The organism is Staphylococcus sp. FSL W8-1207 (assembly GCF_038003745.1).
In the GTDB taxonomy this organism is placed as follows: Bacteria; Bacillota; Bacilli; order Staphylococcales; family Staphylococcaceae; genus Staphylococcus; species Staphylococcus equorum.
Genome location: NZ_JBBOPU010000001.1, coordinates 1,808,985 through 1,832,888 on the forward strand (window position 1 = coordinate 1,808,985; position 23,904 = coordinate 1,832,888).

Consider the following 23,904-nt stretch of genomic DNA (forward strand, 5'->3'; position numbering starts at 1 on the left):
AGTTACTGTTGTACGCTGTAAACTTTCAATTGTTATAAAATCATTTCAGGAGGTGACCAACTATGTCAGATACAATCACTATCATCGATGAAAACAAAGTGATTGACGTCGTACTTATTGCGGGAAGAATTTTGCTAGAAAGTGGCGCTGAAACCTATCGTGTCGAGGATACGATGACACGAATTGCTGCCAATTATGGTTTAGATGATACATATAGCTTTGTAACTTCTACAGCAATTATTTTTTCCCTTAATGATCGTACGAACACACGACTCGTACGTATTCGTGAAAGAACGACTGATTTAGAAAAGATCGCCTTAACCAATAGTTTATCGCGTAAAATTTCAAATAATCAATTAGATATAGACGAGGCAAAATCAGAGCTCATACATTTGCATCACGCATCTTTACAATTTTCATCTATTACAAAATTCTTCGCAGCAGCAGTCGCATGTGGATTCTTCTTAATCATGTTTGGCGGCGGAATTAACGACTTCTTTTTCGCAATTATTGCCGGAGCTGGTGCGTTTTTAACTTTTGATTTTGTACAACGCTATATTCAAATTAAATTCTTTTCAGAATTCCTTAGTGCAGTAGTTGTTATAACGGTCGCCGCCACATTCACTAAATTAGGTCTGGCAGAAAACCAAGACTTTATAACCATAGCTGGCGTCATGCCTCTTGTACCAGGAATATTAATCACCAATGCTATTCGTGATTTAATGGCTGGAGAATTGATTGCTGGTATGTCTCGTGGCGTTGAAGCAGCTCTCACAGCATTTGCAATTGGTGCCGGAGTTGCCATTGTTTTATTAATATTTTAAAAAGGAGTGCTTATATGCTCATCGGCTATTATGTTTTACAATTTATTGTCAGCTTTTTAGCAACAATGCTTTTTTCGATTATCTTTAACGCACCACGTCGACTCCTTTTAGCTTGTGGTTTCGTTGGCGCAATGGGCTGGATTATCTTCAAACTTACTGTGGACTTGGATTTCGGTAAAGTAATGGCTTCATTTTTAGGAAGCTTTATTTTAGCAATTATGAGTCACGTAATGAGTAGACGTTACAAACGACCTGTTATTATCTTTATTGTTCCAGGAATTATCCCATTAGTACCAGGTGGTTTAGCATATGAAGCGACGCGTTATTTAGTTAGTAATCAATATACACTCGCTACAAATACATTTCTTGAAGTCACGTTGATTTCAGGCGCGATTGCTTTTGGTATTCTATGTGCAGAAATCATCTATCATCTCAATACACGGATTAAACAACATTATGGTAGAATGAATGGTAAAACATATAAAAAATCTTACAATATGAACAATAGAGCTTAAGGGGTGTTTTTTTGAAAACTGATATAATTGATAGATTAACAAGATATGTAACAATAGATACACAATCTGATCCAGAGTCTAATACTACGCCTTCTACTGAGAAGCAATGGGATTTACTAAATTTGTTAAATGACGAATTAACGGATTTAGGTTTAGAAACTGACATTGATGAACAAGGTTATTTATTCGCAACATTAGAAAGTAATGTTGGCGAAGTTTTACCTACTGTTGGCTTTTTGGCACATGTTGATACTTCACCTGATTTCAATGCATCAAAGGTAAATCCACAAATTATAGAAAATTATGATGGCCAACCTATCAAATTAGGTGAAACGAGTCGTATATTGAGCCAAGATCTATTTCCTGCTATGAAACACGTAGAAGGTCATACGTTAATGGTCACAGATGGCACATCACTATTAGGTGCTGATGACAAAGCTGGTGTCGTTGAAATCATGGAAGCAATGAAGTATTTAACAGAACATCCAGAAGTCAAACATGGACCTATTCGTATTGCTTTTACGCCAGATGAAGAAATTGGCAGAGGTCCTCATGCCTTTGATGTTGAGCGCTTTAATGCGGATTTCGCCTACACTATGGATGGTAGTGAATTGGGCGAATTACAATATGAAAGTTTCAACGCAGCAGAAGCAATCGTTACGTGTCACGGTGTCAATGTACATCCTGGTTCTGCTAAAAATGCTATGATTAACGCTATTCTCTTGGGTCAACAATTCAATTCATTATTACCACAAAATGAAGTACCCGAAAGAACAGAAGATTACGAAGGTTTCTATCATTTAATGAAAATGAACGGTGATGTTGAAAAAACGACATTACACTATATTATTCGTGATCATGATAGAAATCATTTTGAATTACGTAAGAAGCGTCTTGTTGAGATTAAAAATGATATTAATACGCATTATACTGATGCACCAATAGAAATCGAAATCAATGATCAATACTATAATATGGGTGAAAAAATCGAACCAAACCCACATGTAATTGATATACCTAAACGTGTCTTTGAAAAGTTAGAAATCCCTGCTAATACAGCACCTATTCGTGGTGGAACAGACGGGTCTCAACTTTCATATATGGGACTACCAACCCCTAATATCTTTACAGGTTGCGCTAACTTCCACGGCCCTTTTGAATATGCTTCCATTGATGTTATGGAAAAAGCTGTAGATGTCATTATTGGCATTGCGCAAGAAGTCGTAAACACTTATAAAAAGTAAAATGAATTTGTTATATAGATCCATGTTCAATAAAAAGCGTAGATTCTCACTTTGAGAAATCTACGCTTTTTCTATTACTCATATATACTTACATTCATTCCGTGTCTACTTACAATCATTTATTTAGCATGTGTTTAAAATGATTAACACCTATCTGTTTACACTTCAAACTGTGTTTTCAATAATTTAATTGCTTGTACTGTATAGTGTCTGATTTGAATACCCATCTTGAAGTCTGTAAAGCTTTCAGGCATTTCTATAAACGTATTAAATGTAGCAGTAACACCCATTGATTCAAACAAATCAAATTTGTCATCTGTTGCACATATGGCAATAGATGGTTTATTATGTTTGGTTGCTAACTCTGCAAGACGCACTGTTGTTGTTTCTAAGATTTGGTCTGCTTCATTTACACCTTCACCGAATATAATTAAATCCGCTTGTTGTATCAAATTATCTAAATGAGTAATTTGATCAACAAGTTCGTGGCTTGTCATAATTTCGGCATCATAAAGTACATTTAAGGCTGCAGCAATACCACCACCTGCGCCACCTCTTTGAACAGGACCCATTGTCAGTTTTAGCTCACTTTTGAAAATTTCACTTAAATACCACAGTAAATTGTCTATTTCAGCAGCATCTTGACGTGTCATTCCGTATAGTTCATATGTTTGCATAATTTCACTATTTTTACCATATAGTTTACTGTCAAAATCAGACATTAACTGAAAACGTACATTTTTCAATTGTGGATGAATGCCAGAAATATCTATTTTACGTATATATTTCAACATCTTACTACCTTGACGTAAATCCACTTCTTGAGCCTCATCATCATAGAATTTAGCTCCAAGTGCTTGTAACATACCTGCACCACCGTCAAAGCTGCCTATGCCACCTAAAGACATAATAATATGTTCTGCATCATTATCTAATGCATCTAACACAATTTCGCCTAAACCATAACTTGTACGCTCAATGATTGGCTTGTCCCCTTTTAAAAACAAGTTACCTTCAATAATGGTCATATGGTTATCAGTAATGCCATAAACCGCTTCTACCTCATTCATATCTGCATCATGTGCTGGCACTTTATATTTCGTACCTGACTGCCATAAAAAGACAGAATCCATAAGTTCATGACGACCATTAAATAATGGCACTTGAACAATATCTGCTTTTTCTATTTGGCTAGCTACCGCTTCTTCCACATAACGATTGGCTTGATAGCTAGATATAATACCATTAAATTCATCCATCGCTACTAAAACTTTCATATTTGTCACCTCAAATTATTTTGTTAATAACTGTTATTTTATGATGATTATACATAACTCTAAGAAAATCATCTTCCCTCTGTAGACTTATTTATTATAATAGTACATATGTTGGTTTATATCCCTATGCGAGCATTTAAAACACACTTGCTTTGCAATTAAGCGTTCTAACTCATAACCAACGCTATAAATTATAAAGTTTAGCTCTATAAATTCGTTCACTACCAAATAGCAGTCTATATTTCTCATTCACTTATTTATTATACATGCCATTAGGAAATTTTTCACATTAAAAGAAACGCTTGCTAATCTCTTAGTGTTGATAAAAGATTAACAAGCGTTTCTAAATGTAATTAAATTTGTTTTACTCTTCAGCGTTTGCCAAAGAAGCAACATTAATTTTATCATGACTTGCATTCCAAATTGCTTGTCCCTCAACAAAATAAAATGCTTGTGGCGATTCGTGTTTCACATCTGTTTGTTCTTCTATATAATTAGATAAATCTCTCTCTTGTTGTACGATTAAGTAGTAACCATCCATATCTCTTTCATATAAAAATTTGTTGAATTGGTCCATTGCATTTGCTGAAATCGGACATGTTTCACTATGCTTCAATACAAATGCATATTTGTTTTCTTTAATAATTTGCTTAAACTGGTCAATCGAACTCAGCTTTATAGCCATTCTATTCACCTCTAAAAATATTTAACACACCCTAAGTCTCACCAAGTGTGAAAGTTCCACGATATTCTCATATCATTGTTTCCAATTATACACAATTCTCTTTTTATTGTTAACAGTTTATTCAAATTCTTATAACTTAACTTATACATCTATTAATTGTAGTTATCATTAGCTTGCTGATATTTCTTATTAAAAGTAGTTTCATACTGTTCTAGTTCTTCACCTTTTTGGGGTAACTTATTGTAATCTATTTTCGCTAATTGCTCACTAATTTCAATAGTTTCTTCTCTTGTTTCATAATAATTTTGCAAGCTATAATACATCTCAATAGCATTTTTTCGAGCGTCATTGACATAGGCATCTGTTATTTCAGCTTTATTCAAGTCTCTAATTTGCTTAGTAATTAATGGCATAATTTGCTCTTTAATAGATTTTTTTATTTCATTTGAATCTGTAGAATCAGCCTCTTCTTCTGCAGTGTTTTTTAAGTCTTTATTGTTTTGTTCTAATTTATTTTTGAAATTAGTAACATCTGTACTATTACCAACTGTACTAGCTTTTTGTATATTGTCCTCTACTTGTGATCTGTTTTTCTCAAATAGTTTTGTGTATTCTAAGATATCTTCATTTGCTTTAATCGATTGATTACATAAATCAATAAACGTTTTCAATTCATTGATTGCTGATTTTTTCTTTTTTACTGAATCTAAATAAGTAGATTTAAGCTCTTTTGTTTCATTTGAACTCGTTGGTAAATTTTTTGCTGCTGTTTCGTATTCTTCTAGTTTAGGAATCAATTTGCTATTTAATTCATTTTGCAAATCATTAAATGCTTTCTTGTTTTTATCTGTCATATCTGTCTTACTCAAATTATCTAAACGTTTTAATTGTATGTCATCCATAGCATTTCTTAGTTCTTTTTCTTTATTTTTCACGTCATTTAACGAACTATCAAAATCTTTGAATTCGTTTTCTCCTTCGTTGTTACAAGCAGCTAGTGAAATAGAAAAACAAACTAATAAAACAATGTACAGTATTTTTTTCATTTCTGAACTCCTTATCATTCCATATTATACAGAAACTTATTTAACTTGAAAATGATATATGATATATTGTTTCAGAATTTACAGTTTAACAGTTATATAATAACATTTAAAGGAGTGGTCAACCTATATGTATTCACGCAGACTATTATTTATAACTGAAGATAATAATAATCATTTCACCTAGCGATATAATTATCTCAAAAATGTTTTATTCATTTTATTAGATAAACCTGTCAAATCAACACATCACATCGGAGGCACAAGACACTTCATGTATCCTACTGAACCTATATTAGATATTTTAGTTGGGGTAAATAATTTACATAACGTGACTTCTTTAGACGAAAAGCGTTTGAATTATGAAGGCTTATATCGATTACACCATCCATATAAGAAAAAATAGTCATGGCTCAATTTAACAATCTTATAGAGTTAAAACAAATCACACGACTACATATTATTCAAAAAGACACGCCACTCTACACTGATTATTTAGAGATGGATGATTTACTGGCTTCAAACAGTATGATTGCTATGCATTTTAATAATAAAAAAACAGCGTTTAGCAAGTCATAACGTAACCATTCGTGATTATGAAAACACAAACTAATGTTATTTCAACAATTCATTGAACAAACAGACCACAAGTCATTATTAAAATGATTTATGATGACTTATTAATTTAATCAACAGCATAAAATTTGAATAAAACTATAAAACCTTTAATAAATTGCTTTACTATTTAGCAAAGACGGGTAATCATTGGTATAATAAACAAAATGAATTCAACAGGAAAGGATGTTCTAGACTTGCATAAAGATGACATCTTAAAAGAATTAGAAGCAATTGTTCCAAAAGAAATTATTAAAATAGACGAACCATTAAAACGTTATACATATACTGAAACTGGTGGTCAAGCAGACTATTATTTATCACCTACCCAAAATGAACATGTCCAATCTATCGTTCACTATGCATATACAAATGATATCCCGGTCACTTATTTAGGCAATGGCTCAAACATTATTATTCGTGAGGGCGGTATTAGAGGCATTGTAATTAGCTTACTCTCACTAGATTATATAGACGTTTCAGATGATGCTATTATTTCAGGCAGTGGTGCAGCGATTATCGATGTATCTCGTACTGCTAGAGACCATGCGCTAACTGGCTTAGAGTTTGCTTGTGGTATCCCAGGATCAATTGGTGGCGCTGTTTTTATGAATGCTGGTGCATATGGCGGCGAAATCAAAGATTGCATTGACTATGCGCTGTGTGTAAATGATAAAGGTGAACTCATTACATTAACTAATAAAGATTTAGAGTTAGATTACCGTAATAGTATTGTTCAAAAAGAACATTTAGTCGTTCTCGAAGCAGCATTCACTTTAATGCCTGGTGACAAACAAGCTATCCAAGAAAAAATGGATGATTTAACGGAAAGAAGAGAATCTAAGCAACCTTTAGAATATCCATCATGTGGTAGTGTGTTTCAACGTCCTCCTGGCCACTTTGCCGGTAAATTGATTCAAGATGCTGAACTACAAGGTCATCGTATTGGTGGCGTCGAAGTGTCTAAGAAACATGCTGGCTTTATGGTGAACGTAGACAATGGAAGCGCAACAGACTATGAAGATCTAATCCACCACGTTCAAAAAGTAGTAAAAGAGAAATTTGATGTTGAACTACATCGAGAAGTTAGAATTATTGGCGAACACCCAAACGATAATTAGGAGAATTGATTATGGTTAATATATATGGTTCTACTGTAGACAATGAAGCACGTTGCACGCATTATCCAACACCATTAGACATCATCGCAATTAAATTTAAGTGTTGCGGTAAATACTATCCATGCTATAAATGTCATAACGAACATGAATCACATGCTATAAAAAGATGGGATTCTAGTGAATTTAATGAAAAAGCAATTTTATGTGGTGTATGTAGACATGAAATGACAATCAATGAATATATGATGATTGAAGCCTGTCCTAAGTGTGATGGCCACTTTAATAATCGTTGTAAATATCATTACCATCTTTATTTTTCTATATAAATTTCATGCGTTATGCTTAATAATGAATTGAAAAAGGTACTAATCCGTTAATTAATGGATTAGTACCTTTTTATATATTTAAAATAGACTTATACCGATTTTCAAGTACATGCTTAACTAAGCAAACAAATATAAAATAACTTTAAGGCTTGGCACTATGTACTTTATTTTAAAATTCTCATACTATTTTATTTGTTCTTTTACAAATTGTACAAAGGCTTCTGCATCACCTTTTTGTATTTGCTTCATTGGCATTGGTCCAATATTAAAAGTAAAATCAATTTTTTCACCATCGTAACTAATTTGTTCTACTTCTTTATAAGCAATACTTCTGTAATAAAATTCCCCATTCATATCAACATTTAAAATAATACGTTCATTTGTTGCAATAAAAGCACCTTCAAATTCTGAAGAACCTTGAACTGAATATTCTATTGTTCCTAATACACTTGGCCCCTTTTTCTCAGTTGGAAATAAATCACTTGGATTTACATTATCTAAAATCATATACTTCACTCACCCTTTTCTTTAGTTTATTATACAAGTTTTAAAAATGAATTTTCACGTACTTAATCAATTCATTTTTAGCATAACAAAGAAAATGTTTAATCTAAAGTTCCAAGCCACCCCAAACTATCTTCTTGAAACATAAAAAGTCGACAAAGCCATATGGCTTTGTCGACTTTCTGAAAGGAATTGTATCCCCCACGATTATCCTTTTTAAATATTATTTTTCAATTGCTTTTTCTACTTCTTCAATTTGTTTAATTGATGTAGTTGTAGAACCACTTGCGAAGTACCAAAGTTTTGGATCTAATTCATAAACTTTGTTTTCTTTTATAGCATCTACATTTTTGATAACGTCGTTACCTAAAGCTTGTTCAGCTGTTGACTTACCAGCAATTGCTTGTCCACGGTCCATAGCAAAGATGATATTAGGATTTTTTTCTGCTATATACTCATTCGTTACGTTTTGACCGTGTTTACTACTCTTAATATTTTCATCTGCAGCTGTGAAGCCCATTGTATCAAAAATCATTGCACCGAATCGTTCTCCAGCACCGTATGTTGATAATTCACCTTCGTTAACTAATAAGAATAATGCTTTTTCATCTTTTAAGTCTTTTGTTTTTTCTTTGATGCCAGCAATTTTATCATCTAATTTTTTAGTAAGTGATTTTGCTTCGTCTTCTTTTTGGTAAATTTTACCTAATGTTTCAGTGTTTTTCTTCATTGAATTCACTTGGTCTTTGTCGTCAGCGCCAACATATACAACTTTTGCATCTGGTGCTGCTTTTTTGAATTCATCTAGATTTTTTTGATTTGCTGTACGCCCAGAAATATAAATTACATCTGGTTTAGCTTCTGCAACTTTGTCGAAATTAACTTCTTTTAGGCTTCCTGTGTTTAAGTATTTTTCATCTTTAAAATCGCTTAAGAAATCAGGTAGTGACTTAGCTCCTTCACCTTTAGGAAGTGCTTTAACTTTATCTTCAAGTCCTAATTCTTTCAATGTATCTAATGTACCATAATCAAAAACAACTGCTTTTTCAGGGTTTGTAGGCACTTCTACTGTTTCTTTAACCGTTTTAGCATCACTGCCATCACGTTTTTCCCCACTAGCCTTATAATTATTTTCAACTTTTACAGTTTTATTTGAACCTTCACTTTCTGATTTTGCATCAGATGATTTTTTATCCTCTGATCCACCATTACTACATGCTACTAATAAAAACATTAAACCTACAACTAATAATAAAGATAATTTTTTCATGTTTCTTACGCCTCCTGATTTTCCTAATGATGTATTCCTTTTATGCCCTTAAAAAGTATAACCACGTTACAGTTGCATCACTCCCTTCAAATGTTACGAATGGAATTACATTGAGTATGCGAGCTCTAAATCTTGAGTTGCTGTGAGCTCATCGAAATACACACAAATGCGTTGACCGCGGATTTCTTCAATTCTTACATCCATGTCATATAAAGCTTTTAATGTATCTGTTTGAATAACCTCATCTTTTGTACTTGCTTTGACAACTTCACCGTCTTTTAAAGCGATAATATCGTCTGAATAACAAGAAGCGAAGTTAATATCGTGAATAACAACGATTACAGTTTTATTTAAATCTTTTGCGAGTTGTCGTAATGTTTGCATAATTTGAACTGAATGTTTCATATCAAGATTATTCAATGGTTCATCTAACAAGATATAATCTGTATTTTGCGCAATTGTCATGGCTACATATGCACGTTGACGTTGCCCACCAGATAGTGTTTTTATATAGCGATTTCTAATCTCTTTAAGATGTAACAATTCCAACGCATATTCAACTTGTTCTTTATCTTCTTGTTTGAGATGACCTTTAGAATATGGAAATCGTCCAAAATTGACTAATTGCTCTACCGTAATATTGAGCTCGGTATGATTAGATTGTTTAAGTATCGATAATCTTTTAGCTAATTCATTACTTTTATAATCACTAATTGATTTACCTTCGATTTCTATAGAGCCATCTTCAAAGTCCATTAGGCGTGTAATTGCGGCTAACAATGTACTTTTCCCAGCGCCATTTGGTCCAATCATAGAAGTGAGTCGTCCTTTATTTATATCAACATTAATATCTTTTAAAATTTCTTTATCTTGAATATTTTTATTAAGCCCTTGTACTCGTATCAATTCGCATGTCTCCTTTTTATTAATAAGTAAATGAAGTAACTTCCACCTACTAAATCAATAATTATACTTACTTGCGTCGTTGCTTGGAATAAATTCTCTACTACACCTTGTGCTATGAATAGACTTAGCCAACTCATTAGAATAGTTGCTGGTAATATGTATTTATGTTCATATGTCTTCATCAATTCATGTGCTAAGTTAACAGTTAATAATCCTAAAAATGTAATCGGACCAACGAGTGCTGTTGAAACAGATACAAGCACTGAAACGAGTATTAGCAATAATCTCGTTAACGTTTTATATGAAATACCTAAATTGATTGCTTGATCTTTTCCTAATAAAAGCACATCTAAATATGGTATAGCCCGCATCGTAATCAAAATGAGAATAACTAATATAACACCACAGAGCGTTACTAATTTAGTATTAGATGCGTCAAAGTTTGCAAACATGGAGCTTTGTACAGCCAAGAAATCTTCTGGGTTTATTATTAATTCTAAAAATCCAGTAATACTTCTGAAAAAGGTCCCGAGTATAACCCCTACGAGTAGGATGAAATAAACAGAAACATCACCAATTCTGAAGATACCTTGAAATAAAAGTAATGAAAAAACAATCATTACTAATAATGAAATAGCAAAACTGAGATACAAGTTAGTAACAAATACAGACTGTACGCCAAATGCAAACACGATTAGAACCTTCACAAACATGTATACAGAATCAAGTCCCATAATTGAAGGTGTTAGTAACCGGTTACTTGTAATCGCTTGGAATATCACTACTGAAGCTGCGATTGCGGCTCCGACTAATATCATCAGTATTAATTTTCTTAATCGGCTAGAAAATTGATACTGGAAAATATCAAAATCAATACCTATCACAAGGTAAAGACCTGCAGCTACCACTGTTACTGCAAATAAAATAGATAGTTTTGTTTTAGGGCTAGTTTGCATAGTTATGTCGTCCTTTCATCAGCAAGATTATAAAAATAACAGTGCCAAAAACACCAATTGTTAATCCAATATTGATTTCGTAAGGATACACAACAATTCTGCCGATTATATCTGAAAACATTACAAAAATAGCACCTAACATTGCTGTATGTGGCAATGCGTTTTTTAAATGATCTCCTCTGAATATAGAAACGATATTGGGAACAATCAAACCTAAAAATGGAAGTGTTCCAACTGTCACAACTACTAATGCAGTAATTGTTGCAGTAATAAATAAACCGACGTTAATTATTCTTTCATAATTAACACCTAGATTATTACTAAAATCTTTCCCCATCCCAGCAATCGTAAATTGATTCGCAAATATATATGTAAGTATTAATAAAGGAATGCTTAAGTATAATATTTCATATCTCCCGCTTGTAATAATGGCAAAATTCCCATTCATCCAGTTTCCGATACTTTGTACCGCATTCGTTCTTAAGGCAATAAATGTAGCGAAACTAGAAACGATACCACCGAGCATAATCCCTAAGAGTGGAATAAAAATGACATCAGTAAATCGAATAAATTGAACTAATTTCACAAACAGGAAGGTGCCACCAATGCTTAGCGTGACCGCAAATACTAATTTAATAATAATATTTGCTTCTGGAAATAGGATCAGCGATAATAAAATACCTAACTTAGCCCACTCCATCGTTCCTGCAGTTGTTGGACTAACAAATTTATTTTGCATCATTTGTTGCATAATCAATCCCGCAAGTGCCAACGTGCTTCCAGAAATTAATATACTTACCGTTCTCGGAATCCTACTAGATACAATTATGTTTATTTGCTCTTTAGATAAGTGGAATATGTCTGTAATTGAAACATTACTGACACCAATAAATAGAGAAAGGATAGTTAATAATAATAAAATGATAAATAGGACAATACCATTAAGTAAGAATTTCATAATGAGGTAACCTAATCCTTTCGATGTACAATAAATTCATAAACACTATTGGTTTTGATAATCATTATCAATAGTTATATTAAAATTTTAACATTTTTGGCGGTAAATTCAATAGCAATAGGCCATTTTAGTAAAAGTATTCGTAAATTATGTAAAAAAATGACCTTCCAAATTATTTTCACCAAATAAAAAGCCACCAAATTCTCCTTTCGGAAAATCTAGCAGCTCTTAAAATAGGAAGCATTGTTCCTAGTATTTTCTTGTAGCGTCATGTTATCTGGGCAGTCTTAAACAGACTTAACCAAATTACATAACTGCAACAATTTTATTTTAATCTTCAAATACAAAGTCTTCATCTTTTAATGCTTCAACATTCAACGCTAACGTATAACCGTCACCTTTAACTGAGAAAAAGTCATGGTTTTTCGTTGAAGTATCTAACGCATTTTCAATAATTGGGTTAAATTCTTTTTCTTCAAAGTATGAATCAAAGCCTAAGTTAGCTAATGCTTTATTACCATTATATCTAACATAATTTAGTACATCTTCTGCTATTCCTACTTCATCATATAGTGAATGTGTGTACGCTACTTCGTTTTTATACAAGTCATCTAACAACTTATACATGTCCTGATCTGCTTGTTGTTTTTCACTTTCTGACAGTTCATTACGCATACTTTGTGCATCCATACCTGTAAATACACCGTGGATAGATTCATCTAATAGGATTTTACGTATAATCTCACCCGATGTTGTCATTCTTCCTTGTCCTGCAAGGTAAAGTGGATAATAGAAACCAGAATAGAATAAGAATGTTTCTAAAAATACACTTGATACACGTGCCATATATTGATCATATACAGACGCATCTTTACCCCAAAGTTTGTGATAGTTATTTACAATTTTATCTGATTTGTATTTTAAATGTGGTTCTTCTAAAACCCATTTATCTAATAAATAGTTCGTTTCACTGGAAGGTAGTAACGTTGTAAAGATATGCGAATAACTTTTAGCATGGACTTGTTCCATCATACCCATAAATGAATAGACCGCTTTTTTACGTAAATCCGTTGTGTGTAACATGATAAGTGGCATACCGTCATCTGCTTGATGTGTATCCAATCCTGTTAAACCTGCTAAAGCTTTTTTGAAGGCGTTCTTTTCTGCGTCAGATAAAGTCTTCCAACTTGCAATATCTTTTGATACTTTAAACTCTGTTTCTACCCACATTTGTGAAATATTTTGTCGCCAAAACATATTTGTCATGTCTTCTTGCGTATTCCAATTGACTGCTTTCATTTAGATAAATTCCCCTATCCAGTAAAAATTTAATTAAGCAGTGATTTACAGCCTAATCTATATAAAAGACTAGGCTGTTTGTAAAAAACCACATTGCTTATCCGTTACTTAAAATTCTATATCGAACAACTTGTACATTCTTCAACGCTTAACAATTTATTTCTAGTATAATATAACGATTTTAATCCTTTGTGATGTGCGTAAACATATAGTCGAGACAGTTCACGCGTTGATATTTCTGAATTAACATAAAGAATGGTAGAAATACCTTGGTCCACATGTGTTTGAATCGTTGAGATTAAATCGATTAATTTCATTTGATCTGTATTAAATGCTGATTTATAGTACCACATTGTTTCTGGTGATAAGAAAGGCATAGGATAAAATGTTTCAGCATTACCATAAGTACGACGTTCAATTTGATCGACGATTGGCATAACAGAGCTTGTCGCATTTTGTACATAAGAAATACTTTGTGTTGGCGCAATTGCTAAACGATATGCATGGAATAAACCATTTGCTTCAACTTCTTTTTGCAATGCTTTCCAATCTTCTGGAGATGGTATCTCTAAACCATCAAATAATTTGCGTACTTTTTCAAATTTCGCTTCGAATGTTTGTGAAGTATAGAATTCAAAATATTTACCATTGGCATAATCTGATTTATCAAAGTCTTTATAAGTTTCTTGTCTTTCTTTAGCAATTTCCATTGAGCGTTCAATGGAATAATAGTTCATCATCATAAAGAAGATATTAGCAAAGTCTTTTGCTTCTTCAGACTCATAGCCAATTTTATTTTTCGCTAAATAACCATGTAAGTTCATTACACCTAAACCAACTGAATGTAACTCACTATTTGCTTTTCTTACACCTGGTGCGTTTTGAATGTCTGCTTCATCACTTACTACAGTCAATGCATCCATACCCGTGTGTACTGAATTCTTGAATTTACCTGATTCCATTACGTTAACGATATTTAACGAACCTAAGTTACAAGAGATGTCACGGTTAATTTCATCTTCTGTGCCATAATCGTTAATAATTGAAGTTTCTTGTAATTGGAAAATTTCAGTACATAAGTTACTCATTTTAATTTGGCCAATGTTTGAGTTTGCATGAACTTTATTAGCATTATCTTTAAACATTAAATAAGGATAACCAGATTGTAATTGTGTCTGAGCAATTGTGTTTAACATGTCACGTGCATCTTTTGTCTTTTTATCAATATTTGGATTTGCGACAAGTTCATCGTAATATGCATCAAGATCAATATCATCTAATGTCACACCATACTCTTTATAAATAGTATGTGGTGCAAACATATGGAAATCTTTACCTTCTTTTGCTAAATCAAAGAATTTAGACGGCACGATTAAACCTGTTGATATTGTAGATAAACGTAAATCTTCATCAGCGTTTACTTTTTTCGTATCTAAAAACTCTTCAACATCATAGTGGAAGATATTTAAATATACTGCGCCAGCACCTGGGCGTTGTCCTAGTTGATCTGCGTAACTAAAGCCACCTTCAAGTGATTTTGCAACAGGTAGTACACCTTTTGCTACACCTTTAATACCTTTGATTGCTTCACCACGCGCACGTAATTTAGACAAGTTAATCGCAACACCGCCACCAATTTTACTTAATTGTTTCGCTGTGGAATCAATGAAGTTGATAGAATTTAAACTGTCATCTGCCTCAAGTAAGAAACAAGATACAAGTTCTCCGCGGCGTGCGCGTCCAGCGTTTAAGAATGTTGGTGTTGCAGGTTGATAACGTTGTTCAACCATTGCAGAAATAAACTGTTTAGCTGTAGCTTTATGTCCATTTGCTAAATATAATGCAACAATTGCAACGTGTTGCTTGTAGTCTTCTAAATATTGACTTTTATCATTCGTTTTCAATGCATAATCTTTATAAAACTTACTTGCAGACATGTAGCTCGCAAAATTGAATGGAATGCTTTTAGCATAATCAGTGATTTCTTCTAATTCTGCCACTGAATATTTAGCAAATACATCAAAATAGAAATCATTATCAACGAGATAGTGAAGACGTTCAAGTTCAGTATCAAAATAAATTGTCTTATCCTGTATCTCTTCTAGATAGACTGCTAATGCCTCTTGATCTTTTTCTAAATCAAAAAAACCATTTTCTTTGCGCTTGGTAACTTCGTTATTTAATTCAATATGATTGTATTTCTTCTCGTCCATAATCTTCATTGAAATGCCCCACCTTATCTTTAAATTCGCTTATATCGTTCGTTGTGCCATGTAATTCAAACTTCATTAATAATGGAACTTGATACCGTTCCGAAATAGATCGCCCAGCTTTTGCAAAATTTTGTCCCCAGTTTCGGTTTCCGCTAGCTGCAACAGCTTGTAATAAGTCGTGATTAATATCTAAAAATGACTGAACAGGTGGCGGTACTTCGCCAAACCCTATTGTTCCAGTGACCAATATGAAAGGCTCATCCATTCTTTCAGAACAATTATTTTGTGTGATTTCCATTACGTTGGTAAGTTCAGTTCGCTTTATGAATCTACGCACATTGCCAGAAAATGAAAAATATACAACCTTCATCGGATCACCTACTTTCTAAAATATATTTATCTTATTATGATAAAATCATGTATTATATTTAAATGCTTAAAGACACTTTGAAAAATCAAAATAACTTAGTTTCTCGAACTAACCACAATATATAGTAATTTCTATATCTATATGTAGTTATGTAAAAACTCAATAATTAAGTATTAATGCTTGATTTGTCATGTTTAAGAGCCTAAAACAGTGTGATTTTACATAAATTTTGATTTATTATAAATAAATTGACCACGTAATAAAACACTATATATTGTGTTTCGTCCTAGTCATCAATACTATATTATGTGTTTCATTATACATAACTCAGAAGATTATTAAAAGGCTTTTATTTACGACAAAATGTTGAATAATCAATAGAAATGGCACCAATTCAACCTTAAAGTGATATTCATGAATCAAAAATTATTTTTTTGTGATTTTAAGGTTTTATTATTTGCTTTTCATAAAAATCTTGCAATGCTTGATGTGTCGTCTTTTACACAAAATCATTTTATACATTGTGTGAAATACAATGTGTCAATATCATATATTCTATTCTTATAAGTAAAAGATTCACCCTAAATAATAGAACGTTTGTTCGTATTTATATCTTAATATATTTCTCTTCGATTTTCAACCATATATACATCTTCAGAGCATATATGCTAATATGAATACGTTAAAAATTAAAAATTGAGGCGATACATGTGAATCCTAAAGTTAAAGGTATCATTGCTATCTTAGTTTCAGCAGTTGGCTTTAGTTTTATGACTGTCTTCTTCCGATTAGCCGGTGACTTGCCTGTATTTCAAAAGTCTCTCGCTCGAAATTTAGTAGCAATGTTTATACCATTATATTTTATTTTAAAGTATAAACAGCCCTTATTTGGCAAATTAAGTAGTCAACCTTTATTGATTTCTCGTTCAACGTTGGGATTGATTGGTGTGTTACTTAATATCTACGCTATCGATCACATGCTTTTAAGTGATGCAGATACATTAATGAAGCTCAATCCATTTTGGACGATACTACTAAGTATTATCTTCTTAAATGAGAAAGTACGTAATTATCAATTTGTAGCTATGATTGTAGCCATTTTTGGTATGTTGTTTGTTGTTAAACCAGAATTCTCCTCCACTATGATTCCTGCATTGGGCGGGTTATTCTCTGGTATTTTTGCAGCAAGTGCTTATACGTGTGTCAGAGCATTGAGTACACGTGAAGCACCTTACACTATTGTATTTTATTTTTCATTCTTTTCCATTATAGTATTGATACCTTTTACTGTGTTTACATTTGAACCCATGTCTACGATGCAAGTTGTTTATTTAATCGGTGCAGGATTAGCAGCTGCTGCAGGACAAATTGGTATAACACTGGCTTATAGTTACGCACCAGCTAAAGATATTTCAATATTCACGTATGCATCTATTATATTTACCGCAGTATTTGGTTTTATATTATTCGGCGAAACACCAGATTCATTCGCTATCTTAGGCTATATTATTATTATAGGTGCCAGTTACTATATGTTTGAAAAAGCACGTCGACAACCACTTACAATTCAAAAAGAAGAACAAAAACCTAAACGCTAAAGGAGCGATATGCAATGACTGAAGGACGCAATAAAGAAGAATTAGAAGATATTACATTATTAGGTAATCAAAACAATAAATATGATTTTGATTATAGACCTGATGTTTTAGAATCATTTGATAACAAACACCCTGGACGCGATTATTTTGTGAAATTCAATTGTCCAGAATTCACATCATTATGCCCTATTACAGGCCAACCTGATTTCGCAACGATTTATATTTCTTATATTCCTAATATTAAAATGGTAGAATCTAAATCGTTAAAGCTTTATTTATTTAGTTTTAGAAACCATGGTGACTTCCACGAAGACTGTATGAACATTATAATGAATGATCTAATTGATTTAATGGATCCACATTATATTGAAGTTTGGGGCAAATTCACGCCGCGTGGTGGTATTTCAATAGATCCATATACAAACTATGGCCGTCCTGATTCTAAGTATGAAAAAATGGCAGAACATCGTTTAATGAATCATGACCTTTATCCAGAAAAAATAGATAATAGATAATAAATTACTATTTTTTTCTACTCCTCACCTACAAGGATTGAAATTTTGGGATATTAATATATGTCTACCATCATTAAACCATCGACTAAGTCACATGATTTAGCCGATGGTTTTTTGTATGCTTTCACGGGGATAAATTACTAAACTCTAATATGATATTCTCACCCTATTTTTATAATTTTTAAATGTATAGTGTAAAATTTACTTACATTTGAATAATTCAGGGACACACTTGTTTTTTTTATGAAAACAGTATAGAATAAATCCAACCATTTAAGGGGAGGGAAATTATGAAAAAAGTTAATCATAGTCACGAAGAAATCATGAAAAGCATTCCAAACAAAGGTTTCTTCGGACATCCAAAAGGACTAAGCACACTATTCTTGACTGAGTTTTGGGAGAGATTCAGTTACTATGGTATGAAAGCCATATTAATTTTCTATCTATATTATAGTGTTGCTGACGGTGGCTTCGGGCTTAGCCAAGCAGTCGCTATGCAAATTGTTGCTATTTACGGAACTTTAATTTATATGTCTGGTCTTATCGGAGGGTGGATTGCAGATCGGATTACTGGAACGCAAGATGCCGTCTTCTATGGTGGGTTCCTCATCATGTTTGGACATATCCTATTATCCATTCCGGGTAATTTAACAGCAGCAATGATAGCTTTACTTCTAATTATCGCAGGTACAGGGTTATTAAAACCAAATATCTCTACTACCGTTGGTGAATTATACGAACGCAATGATCCAAGACGTGATGCAGCATTTACGTTATTTTACATGGGGATTAATTTAGGGGCTTTGCTTTCACCTTTAATTACTGGGCAATTGCAAACTAGAATTGGTTTCCACGCTGGTTTTTTAGCAGCAGCAATTGGAATGTTTTTTGGTCTAATCGTTTTTGCACTCAAACGTAAAAAGAATTTAGGGTTAGCTGGTCGCAATGTGCCAATACCGTTAACAAGACCAGAAATCAAAAAATTCGTACTTATTACTGTTGGCGTTATCGTATTATTCTTAATATATTTATGGATTCTACATTTAAATAATGCCTTAACATTAGGTAACTTTAGTTTCTTAATTACACTGTTAGGTATTGTATTACCGGTATACATATTCCTTAATATGATATTAAGTAAGAATATAACAAAAGATGAACGTTCACGTGTTTATAGTTATGTACCTTTATATATTACTTCCGTGGCTTTCTGGATGATTCAAGAACAAGGTTCAACGATACTTGCAACATTTGCAGATAAAAAAACACAATTAGAAATGTCAGAATTAACAAATGGTTTAATTGATTTTTCAATACCTGCAGCATGGGCGCAGTCATTAAATCCAATTTTCATTGTGCTCTTGGCGCCAATTTTCGCAACACTTTGGATGAAATTAGGAAAGTACAACCCGCCTACCGTACATAAATTTGCTATCGGCACGATTATCGCGGGCTTCTCCTATTTAATTATGATTATTCCATTAGCTACAGGCAACGCGTTAATCAATCCATTATGGCTTGTACTAAGTTTCTTATTGATTACGATTGGTGAACTTTGTATCTCACCAGTAGGTTTATCTACAACTACTAAATTAGCACCACTAACGTTCACTGCACGTATGATGAGCCTATGGATGCTAAGTAATGCAACTGCACAAGGGCTTAACGCTCAACTTGTTGTTGTCTATACAAAGATGAATCAAAGTGACTACTTTATGTACTCAGGTCTTATCGCTGTAATCATTGGTATTCTATTACTTATGATTTCACCAAAAGTAAGACGTGCTATGAAAGGCGTTTACTAAACAATCAAAACTAAATACGATTTAAAAAAGTAGTGTCACTTCATTGTGCCACTACTTTTTTGTGTACATTATCAACAAAGACTAATTTTACTAAATGTTAATGCTTTAAAATTAAAATCAAATAAAATAACTTTAAAATATTAACAGAATTTTCCGAATATTGTTATTGTGAGAATATTATTGAAATTTAGTTTTATTAGGAGTAAAATCTATTTTATACATTTTTTTATTGGGAGCAATAAAGGACGGGAATTTTTATGCAAAATCAGGACAAAACCCAAGACCAAGCCATCCAATCCATTCCACAAAAAGGATTCTTTGGTCACCCTAAAGGTCTAGGGGTTTTATTTTTCGTTGAATTTTGGGAGAGATTTAGTTATTACGGGATGCGCGCGTTACTTATCTTTTATATGTATTTCGCAATCAAAGATGGTGGACTCGGCATGGACAAGGGTACTGCACAATCAGTCATGGCTGTTTATGGTGCTCTAATCTATATGACTTCAGTACTTGGTGGTTGGATATCTGATAGAATCACTGGTACGCGTTCAGCCACATTTTACGGTGGCGTATTGATCATCATTGGACATATATTCTTAAGTTTACCGTTAGATATCGTCGGTTTATTCATCTCCATGTTCTTTATTATCGTGGGTTCAGGATTAATGAAACCAAGTATTTCTAATATTGTAGGTAGACTATATCCTGAGAATGATACACGTATGGATGCTGGATTCGTTATTTTCTATATGTCTGTAAATTTAGGTGGGCTACTTTCACCATTAATATTAGATCAATTTGTTAAATCAGGCGATTTCCATGCTGGCTTTTTAATTGCAGCAGTGGGTATGGCACTAGGTTTAGTTTGGTATATGATCTTCAATAAGAAAAACATTGGCGATGTAGGAACGAAGCCTACGAATCCTTTAAATCAAAGTGAGAAAAAGAAATACGGTCTAATATTCGCAGCTTCAGCCATAGTTATTGCAGCCGTATTAATCATCACTGGATTAACTGGAACACTTTCATTTAACATTGTAAGTACCACTGTATTGATACTTGGGGTCGCGTTACCTATCATTTACTTTACAATTATGATTCGCAGTAAAGAAGTTACATCTGATGAACGTTCACGTGTCATTTCCTTCATCCCCCTATTTATTTTAGGTGTGGTTTTCTGGTCAATTCAAGAACAAGGTGCAAATGTGCTCAACATTTTCGCGCTTGAAAGTAGTGATATGTCTTTAAATATATTTGGATGGACAACAGATTTTGGACCAACCTGGTTCCAATCTATTAATCCTCTATTCATCGTATTACTTGCGCCAGTACTTTCAATTATCTGGGCTAAAATGGCAAGACGTCAGCCAAGTTTAGCTACGAAATTTGTCTTAGGTGCATTTTTAGCTGGGGCTTCTTACATAATGATTGGCTTAATTGGCATTTCATCCGGTGGTGCAATGATAAGTGTAAACTGGATTATCTTGTCATATGTTATTTGTGTAATTGGTGAATTATGTTTATCACCTACTGGTAATAGTGCAGCAGTAAAACTTGCACCTAAAGCCTTTAACACACAAATGATGAGCTTATGGTTACTAACAAACGCCTGTGCTCAAGCCATTAACGGTACCTTAGTAAAACTTATCGAACCACTTGGCTATAAAAATTATTTCCTATTCCTAGGAGTAATTGCGATTGTAGTCAGCCTAATCATCCTTGCCTTTGTACCAAAAATCGTCAAAGGTATGCGCGGGGTTAAATAATAATTTAATGATTTAAGTTTGCACAGTAGCTGCCCGATATTTAGTCAGCCCTATGAGAGCGGGAATACGAAATCAAATTTCAAGTTTTGATTTCGTATTCTCCGCTCTTTTTTATTTATTTTTAGTGAAAATCGGGTAAACTTAATAGGTAAATCAAAATTCTAAGAAATATGGTGAATAAATTGACACAATCAAAATTTAAACACGGCGTATTATTTTACCATGAACACTCAGGTATAAAAGATATATATAACGGGCTCGGAGATGTAGCATCCTCACTGACAACATTTTGTAAACATCTCTCTATCCAATTAAGTGAAAATGAAGGAGACATAATTACTTATTGTAAAAAAATAAAAGAACAAAGTTATAGTGATGATGTAGATATTATCTTTATTTTAGGTGGAGACGGCACGGTAAATGAACTCGTTAATGGCATGATGCAAAGTCAGCTCGATATCCCAATCGGTATTATACCTGGCGGGACGTTTAATGATTTTGTAAAAACATTAAATTTGCACCCACGTCATAAAGTAGCAAGTGAACAACTTAAAGAAGCAGAACTAAGATCTTATGATGTTATGAAAGTAAATGATGAATATGCTTTAAACTTTGTAGGCATGGGGCTGATTGTACAAAACGCAGAGAATGTACAAAACGGTAACAAAGATGTCTTTGGTAAACTAAGTTACGTTGGTTCTACAGTGAAAACATTACTTAATCCAGAACACTTTGACTATAAAATAACTGTCGATGAAAATGAAATTGAAGGTAATACCACAATGCTTGTAGTAGCGAATGGCCCGTTCATAGGTGGCAGTCGTATACCTTTAACTGATTTATCTCCCAATGATGGTTATTTAAATACATTTATCTTCACAGAAGAAAGAACCAGTGTCTTAAACGATATATTTAAGCAACGTGACAGTATGAATTGGAATGATATGACGGATGGTATTAAACATGTATTAGCGAAGAAAATCACCATCGCTACTGACCCACAGATGAAAGTTGACATTGATGGTGAAGTTGACTTAAAAACACCGCTTCAAATCGAAGTTGTGCCTGATGCTATTCAAATACTAACACTTCCAGAACATAAACAAGTGACCGATACTGAATCAGAATAATTAAGCTTTAACGCGATGTTTTAAATTACAAACAACCACTTAGTTTCAAAAATCGTTATATTTTAACTAGCAAAGTGGCTGAGATATAAGTTTCTCAATTAACTAAAAAAACGGTGTTTTCTACGTGAAATAAAGTAGAAAACACCGTTTTTATGTTGTTATATATTTGTATCTAAAACGCATATCTCAAACACTTAAATGGTTAAATGTTGTACTCACTATCTCCTAGGAAATAATTCTCAACATCTTTCCAATTATTCACACGATCAAATCTGTCATCATTGATATTGTGCGTTGCAGTATACATAATCGGTGTACCAGTAAAGATGCTCAACTGTCTAGGATTATCGTCGATTAAATAATCCGCTTTAACAATATCTTTTCGACCACAAAATACAAAATGCTGAGGGTCTAAAAATGGAAAGAAGTGTCTTAACCAATCATACTTATCATGGAATGAAGTCGGTACATCCATTGCCGCAGTTGCAATATATACATCATAATGCTCAGTTAGTTTTTTAACGACATCTTGTGCATCATCCATAACTTGTAATCTTCTGAAAAAGCCAGGTTCCCTTAAAATTTCTGTTAGTAAGCCATCATGCTCAGGCATTGCATGTCTTAATTTTATCCCGTCTAACATCTCATATGTAATCCCTAAATCCGTGCGTTTATTCACGTCATCAAGTAATGCACCTACTGTATCAGCAAGTACCTCATCCATATCAATAGCAATCGATTTTCTCGTCATTTACTACTCTACTCCCTTTTCAATAGCTTCAATCTTTATTATATATAGCCTAAACACTATGTAAAAAGCGACTACATATAACTCCTTTTTTCACTTCTAAGTATAGCAAATAACGTTCAACTAAACCAAAATTGTACTTATAAATATAATTTAAACCATGTTAAATGCTATTCACATAACACTTCTCATCATCTTAAATGAATTGGTTTATTA

At 33.0% G+C, this 23,904-nt stretch carries 22 protein-coding genes and 1 pseudogene; 11 read left to right on the forward strand and 12 right to left on the reverse strand.

Going from position 1 to position 23,904, the window contains the following annotated elements; genetic code table 11:
- Positions 1 to 62 precede the first annotated feature (62 nt).
- From NSR03_RS09200 to pepT, 3 genes are read left to right on the forward strand one after another with little or no spacing between them, the layout of a single operon-like run.
- Positions 63 to 824, forward strand: coding sequence for a threonine/serine exporter family protein (locus NSR03_RS09200; protein WP_002508285.1), 762 nt, complete (start codon positions 63 to 65; stop codon positions 822 to 824).
- A gap of 14 nt (positions 825 to 838) precedes the next feature.
- On the forward strand, positions 839 to 1,339 hold the full coding sequence (locus NSR03_RS09205; protein WP_002508286.1) for a threonine/serine exporter family protein: 501 nt from the start codon (positions 839 to 841) through the stop codon (positions 1,337 to 1,339).
- 11 nt (positions 1,340 to 1,350) lie between these two features.
- Positions 1,351 to 2,583, forward strand: coding sequence for a peptidase T (gene pepT / locus NSR03_RS09210; RefSeq protein WP_069820638.1), 1,233 nt, complete (start codon positions 1,351 to 1,353; stop codon positions 2,581 to 2,583).
- Positions 2,584 to 2,741: 158 nt separating this feature from the next.
- Here pepT and NSR03_RS09215 read toward each other — a convergent pair whose 3' ends face one another.
- The 3 genes from NSR03_RS09215 to NSR03_RS09225 all read right to left on the reverse strand — a co-directional run bounded on the left by NSR03_RS09215 (position 2,742) and on the right by NSR03_RS09225 (position 5,591).
- Positions 2,742 to 3,860: a glycerate kinase gene (locus NSR03_RS09215; protein ID WP_064783076.1), complete on the reverse strand. Its 1,119-nt coding sequence runs from the start codon at positions 3,858 to 3,860 to the stop codon at positions 2,742 to 2,744.
- 364 nt (positions 3,861 to 4,224) lie between these two features.
- A complete protein-coding gene (gene ytxJ / locus NSR03_RS09220) occupies positions 4,225 to 4,545 on the reverse strand; it encodes a bacillithiol system redox-active protein YtxJ (RefSeq protein WP_002508289.1) in 321 nt (106 codons plus the stop codon).
- A gap of 152 nt (positions 4,546 to 4,697) precedes the next feature.
- Positions 4,698 to 5,591: an EMYY motif lipoprotein gene (locus NSR03_RS09225; RefSeq protein WP_069820637.1), complete on the reverse strand. Its 894-nt coding sequence runs from the start codon at positions 5,589 to 5,591 to the stop codon at positions 4,698 to 4,700.
- Positions 5,592 to 5,718: 127 nt separating this feature from the next.
- On the opposite strand from NSR03_RS09225, the pseudogene NSR03_RS09230 reads away from it, so the two are divergent.
- The 3 genes and pseudogenes from NSR03_RS09230 to NSR03_RS09240 all read left to right on the forward strand — a co-directional run bounded on the left by NSR03_RS09230 (position 5,719) and on the right by NSR03_RS09240 (position 7,650).
- Positions 5,719 to 6,201: pseudogene (locus NSR03_RS09230) on the forward strand (GrpB family protein).
- A 169-nt stretch (positions 6,202 to 6,370) separates the two neighbouring features.
- Entirely contained in the window at positions 6,371 to 7,324 is a 954-nt protein-coding gene (gene murB, locus NSR03_RS09235) for a UDP-N-acetylmuramate dehydrogenase (protein WP_071562036.1), read from the forward strand.
- Between the two features lie 11 nt (positions 7,325 to 7,335).
- Entirely contained in the window at positions 7,336 to 7,650 is a 315-nt protein-coding gene (locus tag NSR03_RS09240; RefSeq protein WP_002508293.1) for a CHY zinc finger protein, read from the forward strand.
- 183 nt (positions 7,651 to 7,833) lie between these two features.
- Here NSR03_RS09240 and NSR03_RS09245 read toward each other — a convergent pair whose 3' ends face one another.
- The 8 genes from NSR03_RS09245 to nrdI all read right to left on the reverse strand — a co-directional run bounded on the left by NSR03_RS09245 (position 7,834) and on the right by nrdI (position 16,126).
- Positions 7,834 to 8,157, reverse strand: a complete 324-nt coding sequence (locus NSR03_RS09245; RefSeq protein WP_002508294.1) for a PH domain-containing protein — start codon at positions 8,155 to 8,157, stop codon at positions 7,834 to 7,836.
- Positions 8,158 to 8,377: 220 nt separating this feature from the next.
- The gene (locus tag NSR03_RS09250; protein ID WP_064783079.1) at positions 8,378 to 9,424 is read right to left on the reverse strand and encodes a ferrated catecholamine ABC transporter substrate-binding lipoprotein SstD; all 1,047 of its coding nucleotides are present in this window, start codon (positions 9,422 to 9,424) and stop codon (positions 8,378 to 8,380) included.
- A 105-nt stretch (positions 9,425 to 9,529) separates the two neighbouring features.
- Complete coding sequence (locus NSR03_RS09255; protein WP_021339445.1) at positions 9,530 to 10,330, reverse strand: iron ABC transporter ATP-binding protein; 801 nt, start codon at positions 10,328 to 10,330, stop codon at positions 9,530 to 9,532.
- On the reverse strand, positions 10,327 to 11,286 hold the full coding sequence (locus NSR03_RS09260; protein WP_069801674.1) for an iron chelate uptake ABC transporter family permease subunit: 960 nt from the start codon (positions 11,284 to 11,286) through the stop codon (positions 10,327 to 10,329). The genes NSR03_RS09255 and NSR03_RS09260 overlap by 4 nt, the downstream gene beginning before the upstream one ends.
- The gene (locus tag NSR03_RS09265) at positions 11,276 to 12,244 is read right to left on the reverse strand and encodes an ABC transporter permease (RefSeq protein WP_021339443.1); all 969 of its coding nucleotides are present in this window, start codon (positions 12,242 to 12,244) and stop codon (positions 11,276 to 11,278) included. The genes NSR03_RS09260 and NSR03_RS09265 overlap by 11 nt, the downstream gene beginning before the upstream one ends.
- Before the next feature lie 330 nt (positions 12,245 to 12,574).
- Positions 12,575 to 13,543: a class 1b ribonucleoside-diphosphate reductase subunit beta gene (nrdF, locus tag NSR03_RS09270; RefSeq protein WP_002508300.1), complete on the reverse strand. Its 969-nt coding sequence runs from the start codon at positions 13,541 to 13,543 to the stop codon at positions 12,575 to 12,577.
- Between the two features lie 116 nt (positions 13,544 to 13,659).
- On the reverse strand, positions 13,660 to 15,765 hold the full coding sequence (gene nrdE / locus NSR03_RS09275; RefSeq protein ID WP_064783080.1) for a class 1b ribonucleoside-diphosphate reductase subunit alpha: 2,106 nt from the start codon (positions 15,763 to 15,765) through the stop codon (positions 13,660 to 13,662).
- Positions 15,728 to 16,126: a class Ib ribonucleoside-diphosphate reductase assembly flavoprotein NrdI gene (gene nrdI, locus NSR03_RS09280; protein WP_002512096.1), complete on the reverse strand. Its 399-nt coding sequence runs from the start codon at positions 16,124 to 16,126 to the stop codon at positions 15,728 to 15,730. Before nrdI ends, nrdE begins: the two co-directional genes overlap by 38 nt.
- A 710-nt stretch (positions 16,127 to 16,836) precedes the next feature.
- On the opposite strand from nrdI, the gene NSR03_RS09285 reads away from it, so the two are divergent.
- From NSR03_RS09285 to NSR03_RS09305, 5 genes are all read left to right on the forward strand, one after another.
- Positions 16,837 to 17,724, forward strand: a complete 888-nt coding sequence (locus NSR03_RS09285) for a DMT family transporter (RefSeq protein WP_021339440.1) — start codon at positions 16,837 to 16,839, stop codon at positions 17,722 to 17,724.
- Positions 17,725 to 17,738: 14 nt separating this feature from the next.
- The gene (gene queF / locus NSR03_RS09290; RefSeq protein ID WP_002508304.1) at positions 17,739 to 18,239 is read left to right on the forward strand and encodes a preQ(1) synthase; all 501 of its coding nucleotides are present in this window, start codon (positions 17,739 to 17,741) and stop codon (positions 18,237 to 18,239) included.
- A 290-nt stretch (positions 18,240 to 18,529) separates the two neighbouring features.
- Complete coding sequence (locus NSR03_RS09295) at positions 18,530 to 20,044, forward strand: peptide MFS transporter (protein WP_021339439.1); 1,515 nt, start codon at positions 18,530 to 18,532, stop codon at positions 20,042 to 20,044.
- Between the two features lie 257 nt (positions 20,045 to 20,301).
- Positions 20,302 to 21,810 (forward strand): peptide MFS transporter, encoded by a 1,509-nt coding sequence (locus NSR03_RS09300; protein ID WP_064783082.1) that lies wholly within the window; start codon positions 20,302 to 20,304, stop codon positions 21,808 to 21,810.
- Between the two features lie 170 nt (positions 21,811 to 21,980).
- Positions 21,981 to 22,940 (forward strand): diacylglycerol/lipid kinase family protein, encoded by a 960-nt coding sequence (locus NSR03_RS09305; RefSeq protein ID WP_069820636.1) that lies wholly within the window; start codon positions 21,981 to 21,983, stop codon positions 22,938 to 22,940.
- Between the two features lie 202 nt (positions 22,941 to 23,142).
- On the opposite strand, the gene NSR03_RS09310 is transcribed toward NSR03_RS09305, so the two are convergent.
- Positions 23,143 to 23,691, reverse strand: coding sequence for a 5' nucleotidase, NT5C type (locus NSR03_RS09310; RefSeq protein WP_002508308.1), 549 nt, complete (start codon positions 23,689 to 23,691; stop codon positions 23,143 to 23,145).
- Positions 23,692 to 23,904: the final 213 nt, after the last annotated feature.

What these genes read in the sequence shown, in the direction of transcription:
- NSR03_RS09305 (WP_069820636.1), top strand. Translation starts at nt 21,981, where the DNA reads ATGGTGAATAAATTGACACAATCAAAATTTAAACACGGCGTATTATTT.
- murB (WP_071562036.1), top strand. Translation starts at nt 6,371, where the DNA reads ATGAATTCAACAGGAAAGGATGTTCTAGACTTGCATAAAGATGACATC.
- ytxJ (WP_002508289.1), bottom strand. Translation starts at nt 4,545, where the DNA reads ATGGCTATAAAGCTGAGTTCGATTGACCAGTTTAAGCAAATTATTAAA.
- NSR03_RS09250 (WP_064783079.1), bottom strand. Translation starts at nt 9,424, where the DNA reads ATGAAAAAATTATCTTTATTATTAGTTGTAGGTTTAATGTTTTTATTA.
- NSR03_RS09240 (WP_002508293.1), top strand. Translation starts at nt 7,336, where the DNA reads ATGGTTAATATATATGGTTCTACTGTAGACAATGAAGCACGTTGCACG.
- NSR03_RS09225 (WP_069820637.1), bottom strand. Translation starts at nt 5,591, where the DNA reads ATGAAAAAAATACTGTACATTGTTTTATTAGTTTGTTTTTCTATTTCA.
- queF (WP_002508304.1), top strand. Translation starts at nt 17,739, where the DNA reads ATGACTGAAGGACGCAATAAAGAAGAATTAGAAGATATTACATTATTA.
- NSR03_RS09205 (WP_002508286.1), top strand. Translation starts at nt 839, where the DNA reads ATGCTCATCGGCTATTATGTTTTACAATTTATTGTCAGCTTTTTAGCA.
- NSR03_RS09265 (WP_021339443.1), bottom strand. Translation starts at nt 12,244, where the DNA reads ATGAAATTCTTACTTAATGGTATTGTCCTATTTATCATTTTATTATTA.
- NSR03_RS09200 (WP_002508285.1), top strand. Translation starts at nt 63, where the DNA reads ATGTCAGATACAATCACTATCATCGATGAAAACAAAGTGATTGACGTC.
- nrdF (WP_002508300.1), bottom strand. Translation starts at nt 13,543, where the DNA reads ATGAAAGCAGTCAATTGGAATACGCAAGAAGACATGACAAATATGTTT.
- NSR03_RS09300 (WP_064783082.1), top strand. Translation starts at nt 20,302, where the DNA reads ATGCAAAATCAGGACAAAACCCAAGACCAAGCCATCCAATCCATTCCA.
- NSR03_RS09215 (WP_064783076.1), bottom strand. Translation starts at nt 3,860, where the DNA reads ATGAAAGTTTTAGTAGCGATGGATGAATTTAATGGTATTATATCTAGC.
- NSR03_RS09260 (WP_069801674.1), bottom strand. Translation starts at nt 11,286, where the DNA reads ATGCAAACTAGCCCTAAAACAAAACTATCTATTTTATTTGCAGTAACA.
- NSR03_RS09310 (WP_002508308.1), bottom strand. Translation starts at nt 23,691, where the DNA reads ATGACGAGAAAATCGATTGCTATTGATATGGATGAGGTACTTGCTGAT.
- NSR03_RS09245 (WP_002508294.1), bottom strand. Translation starts at nt 8,157, where the DNA reads ATGATTTTAGATAATGTAAATCCAAGTGATTTATTTCCAACTGAGAAA.
- nrdE (WP_064783080.1), bottom strand. Translation starts at nt 15,765, where the DNA reads ATGAAGATTATGGACGAGAAGAAATACAATCATATTGAATTAAATAAC.
- NSR03_RS09295 (WP_021339439.1), top strand. Translation starts at nt 18,530, where the DNA reads ATGAAAAAAGTTAATCATAGTCACGAAGAAATCATGAAAAGCATTCCA.
- nrdI (WP_002512096.1), bottom strand. Translation starts at nt 16,126, where the DNA reads ATGAAGGTTGTATATTTTTCATTTTCTGGCAATGTGCGTAGATTCATA.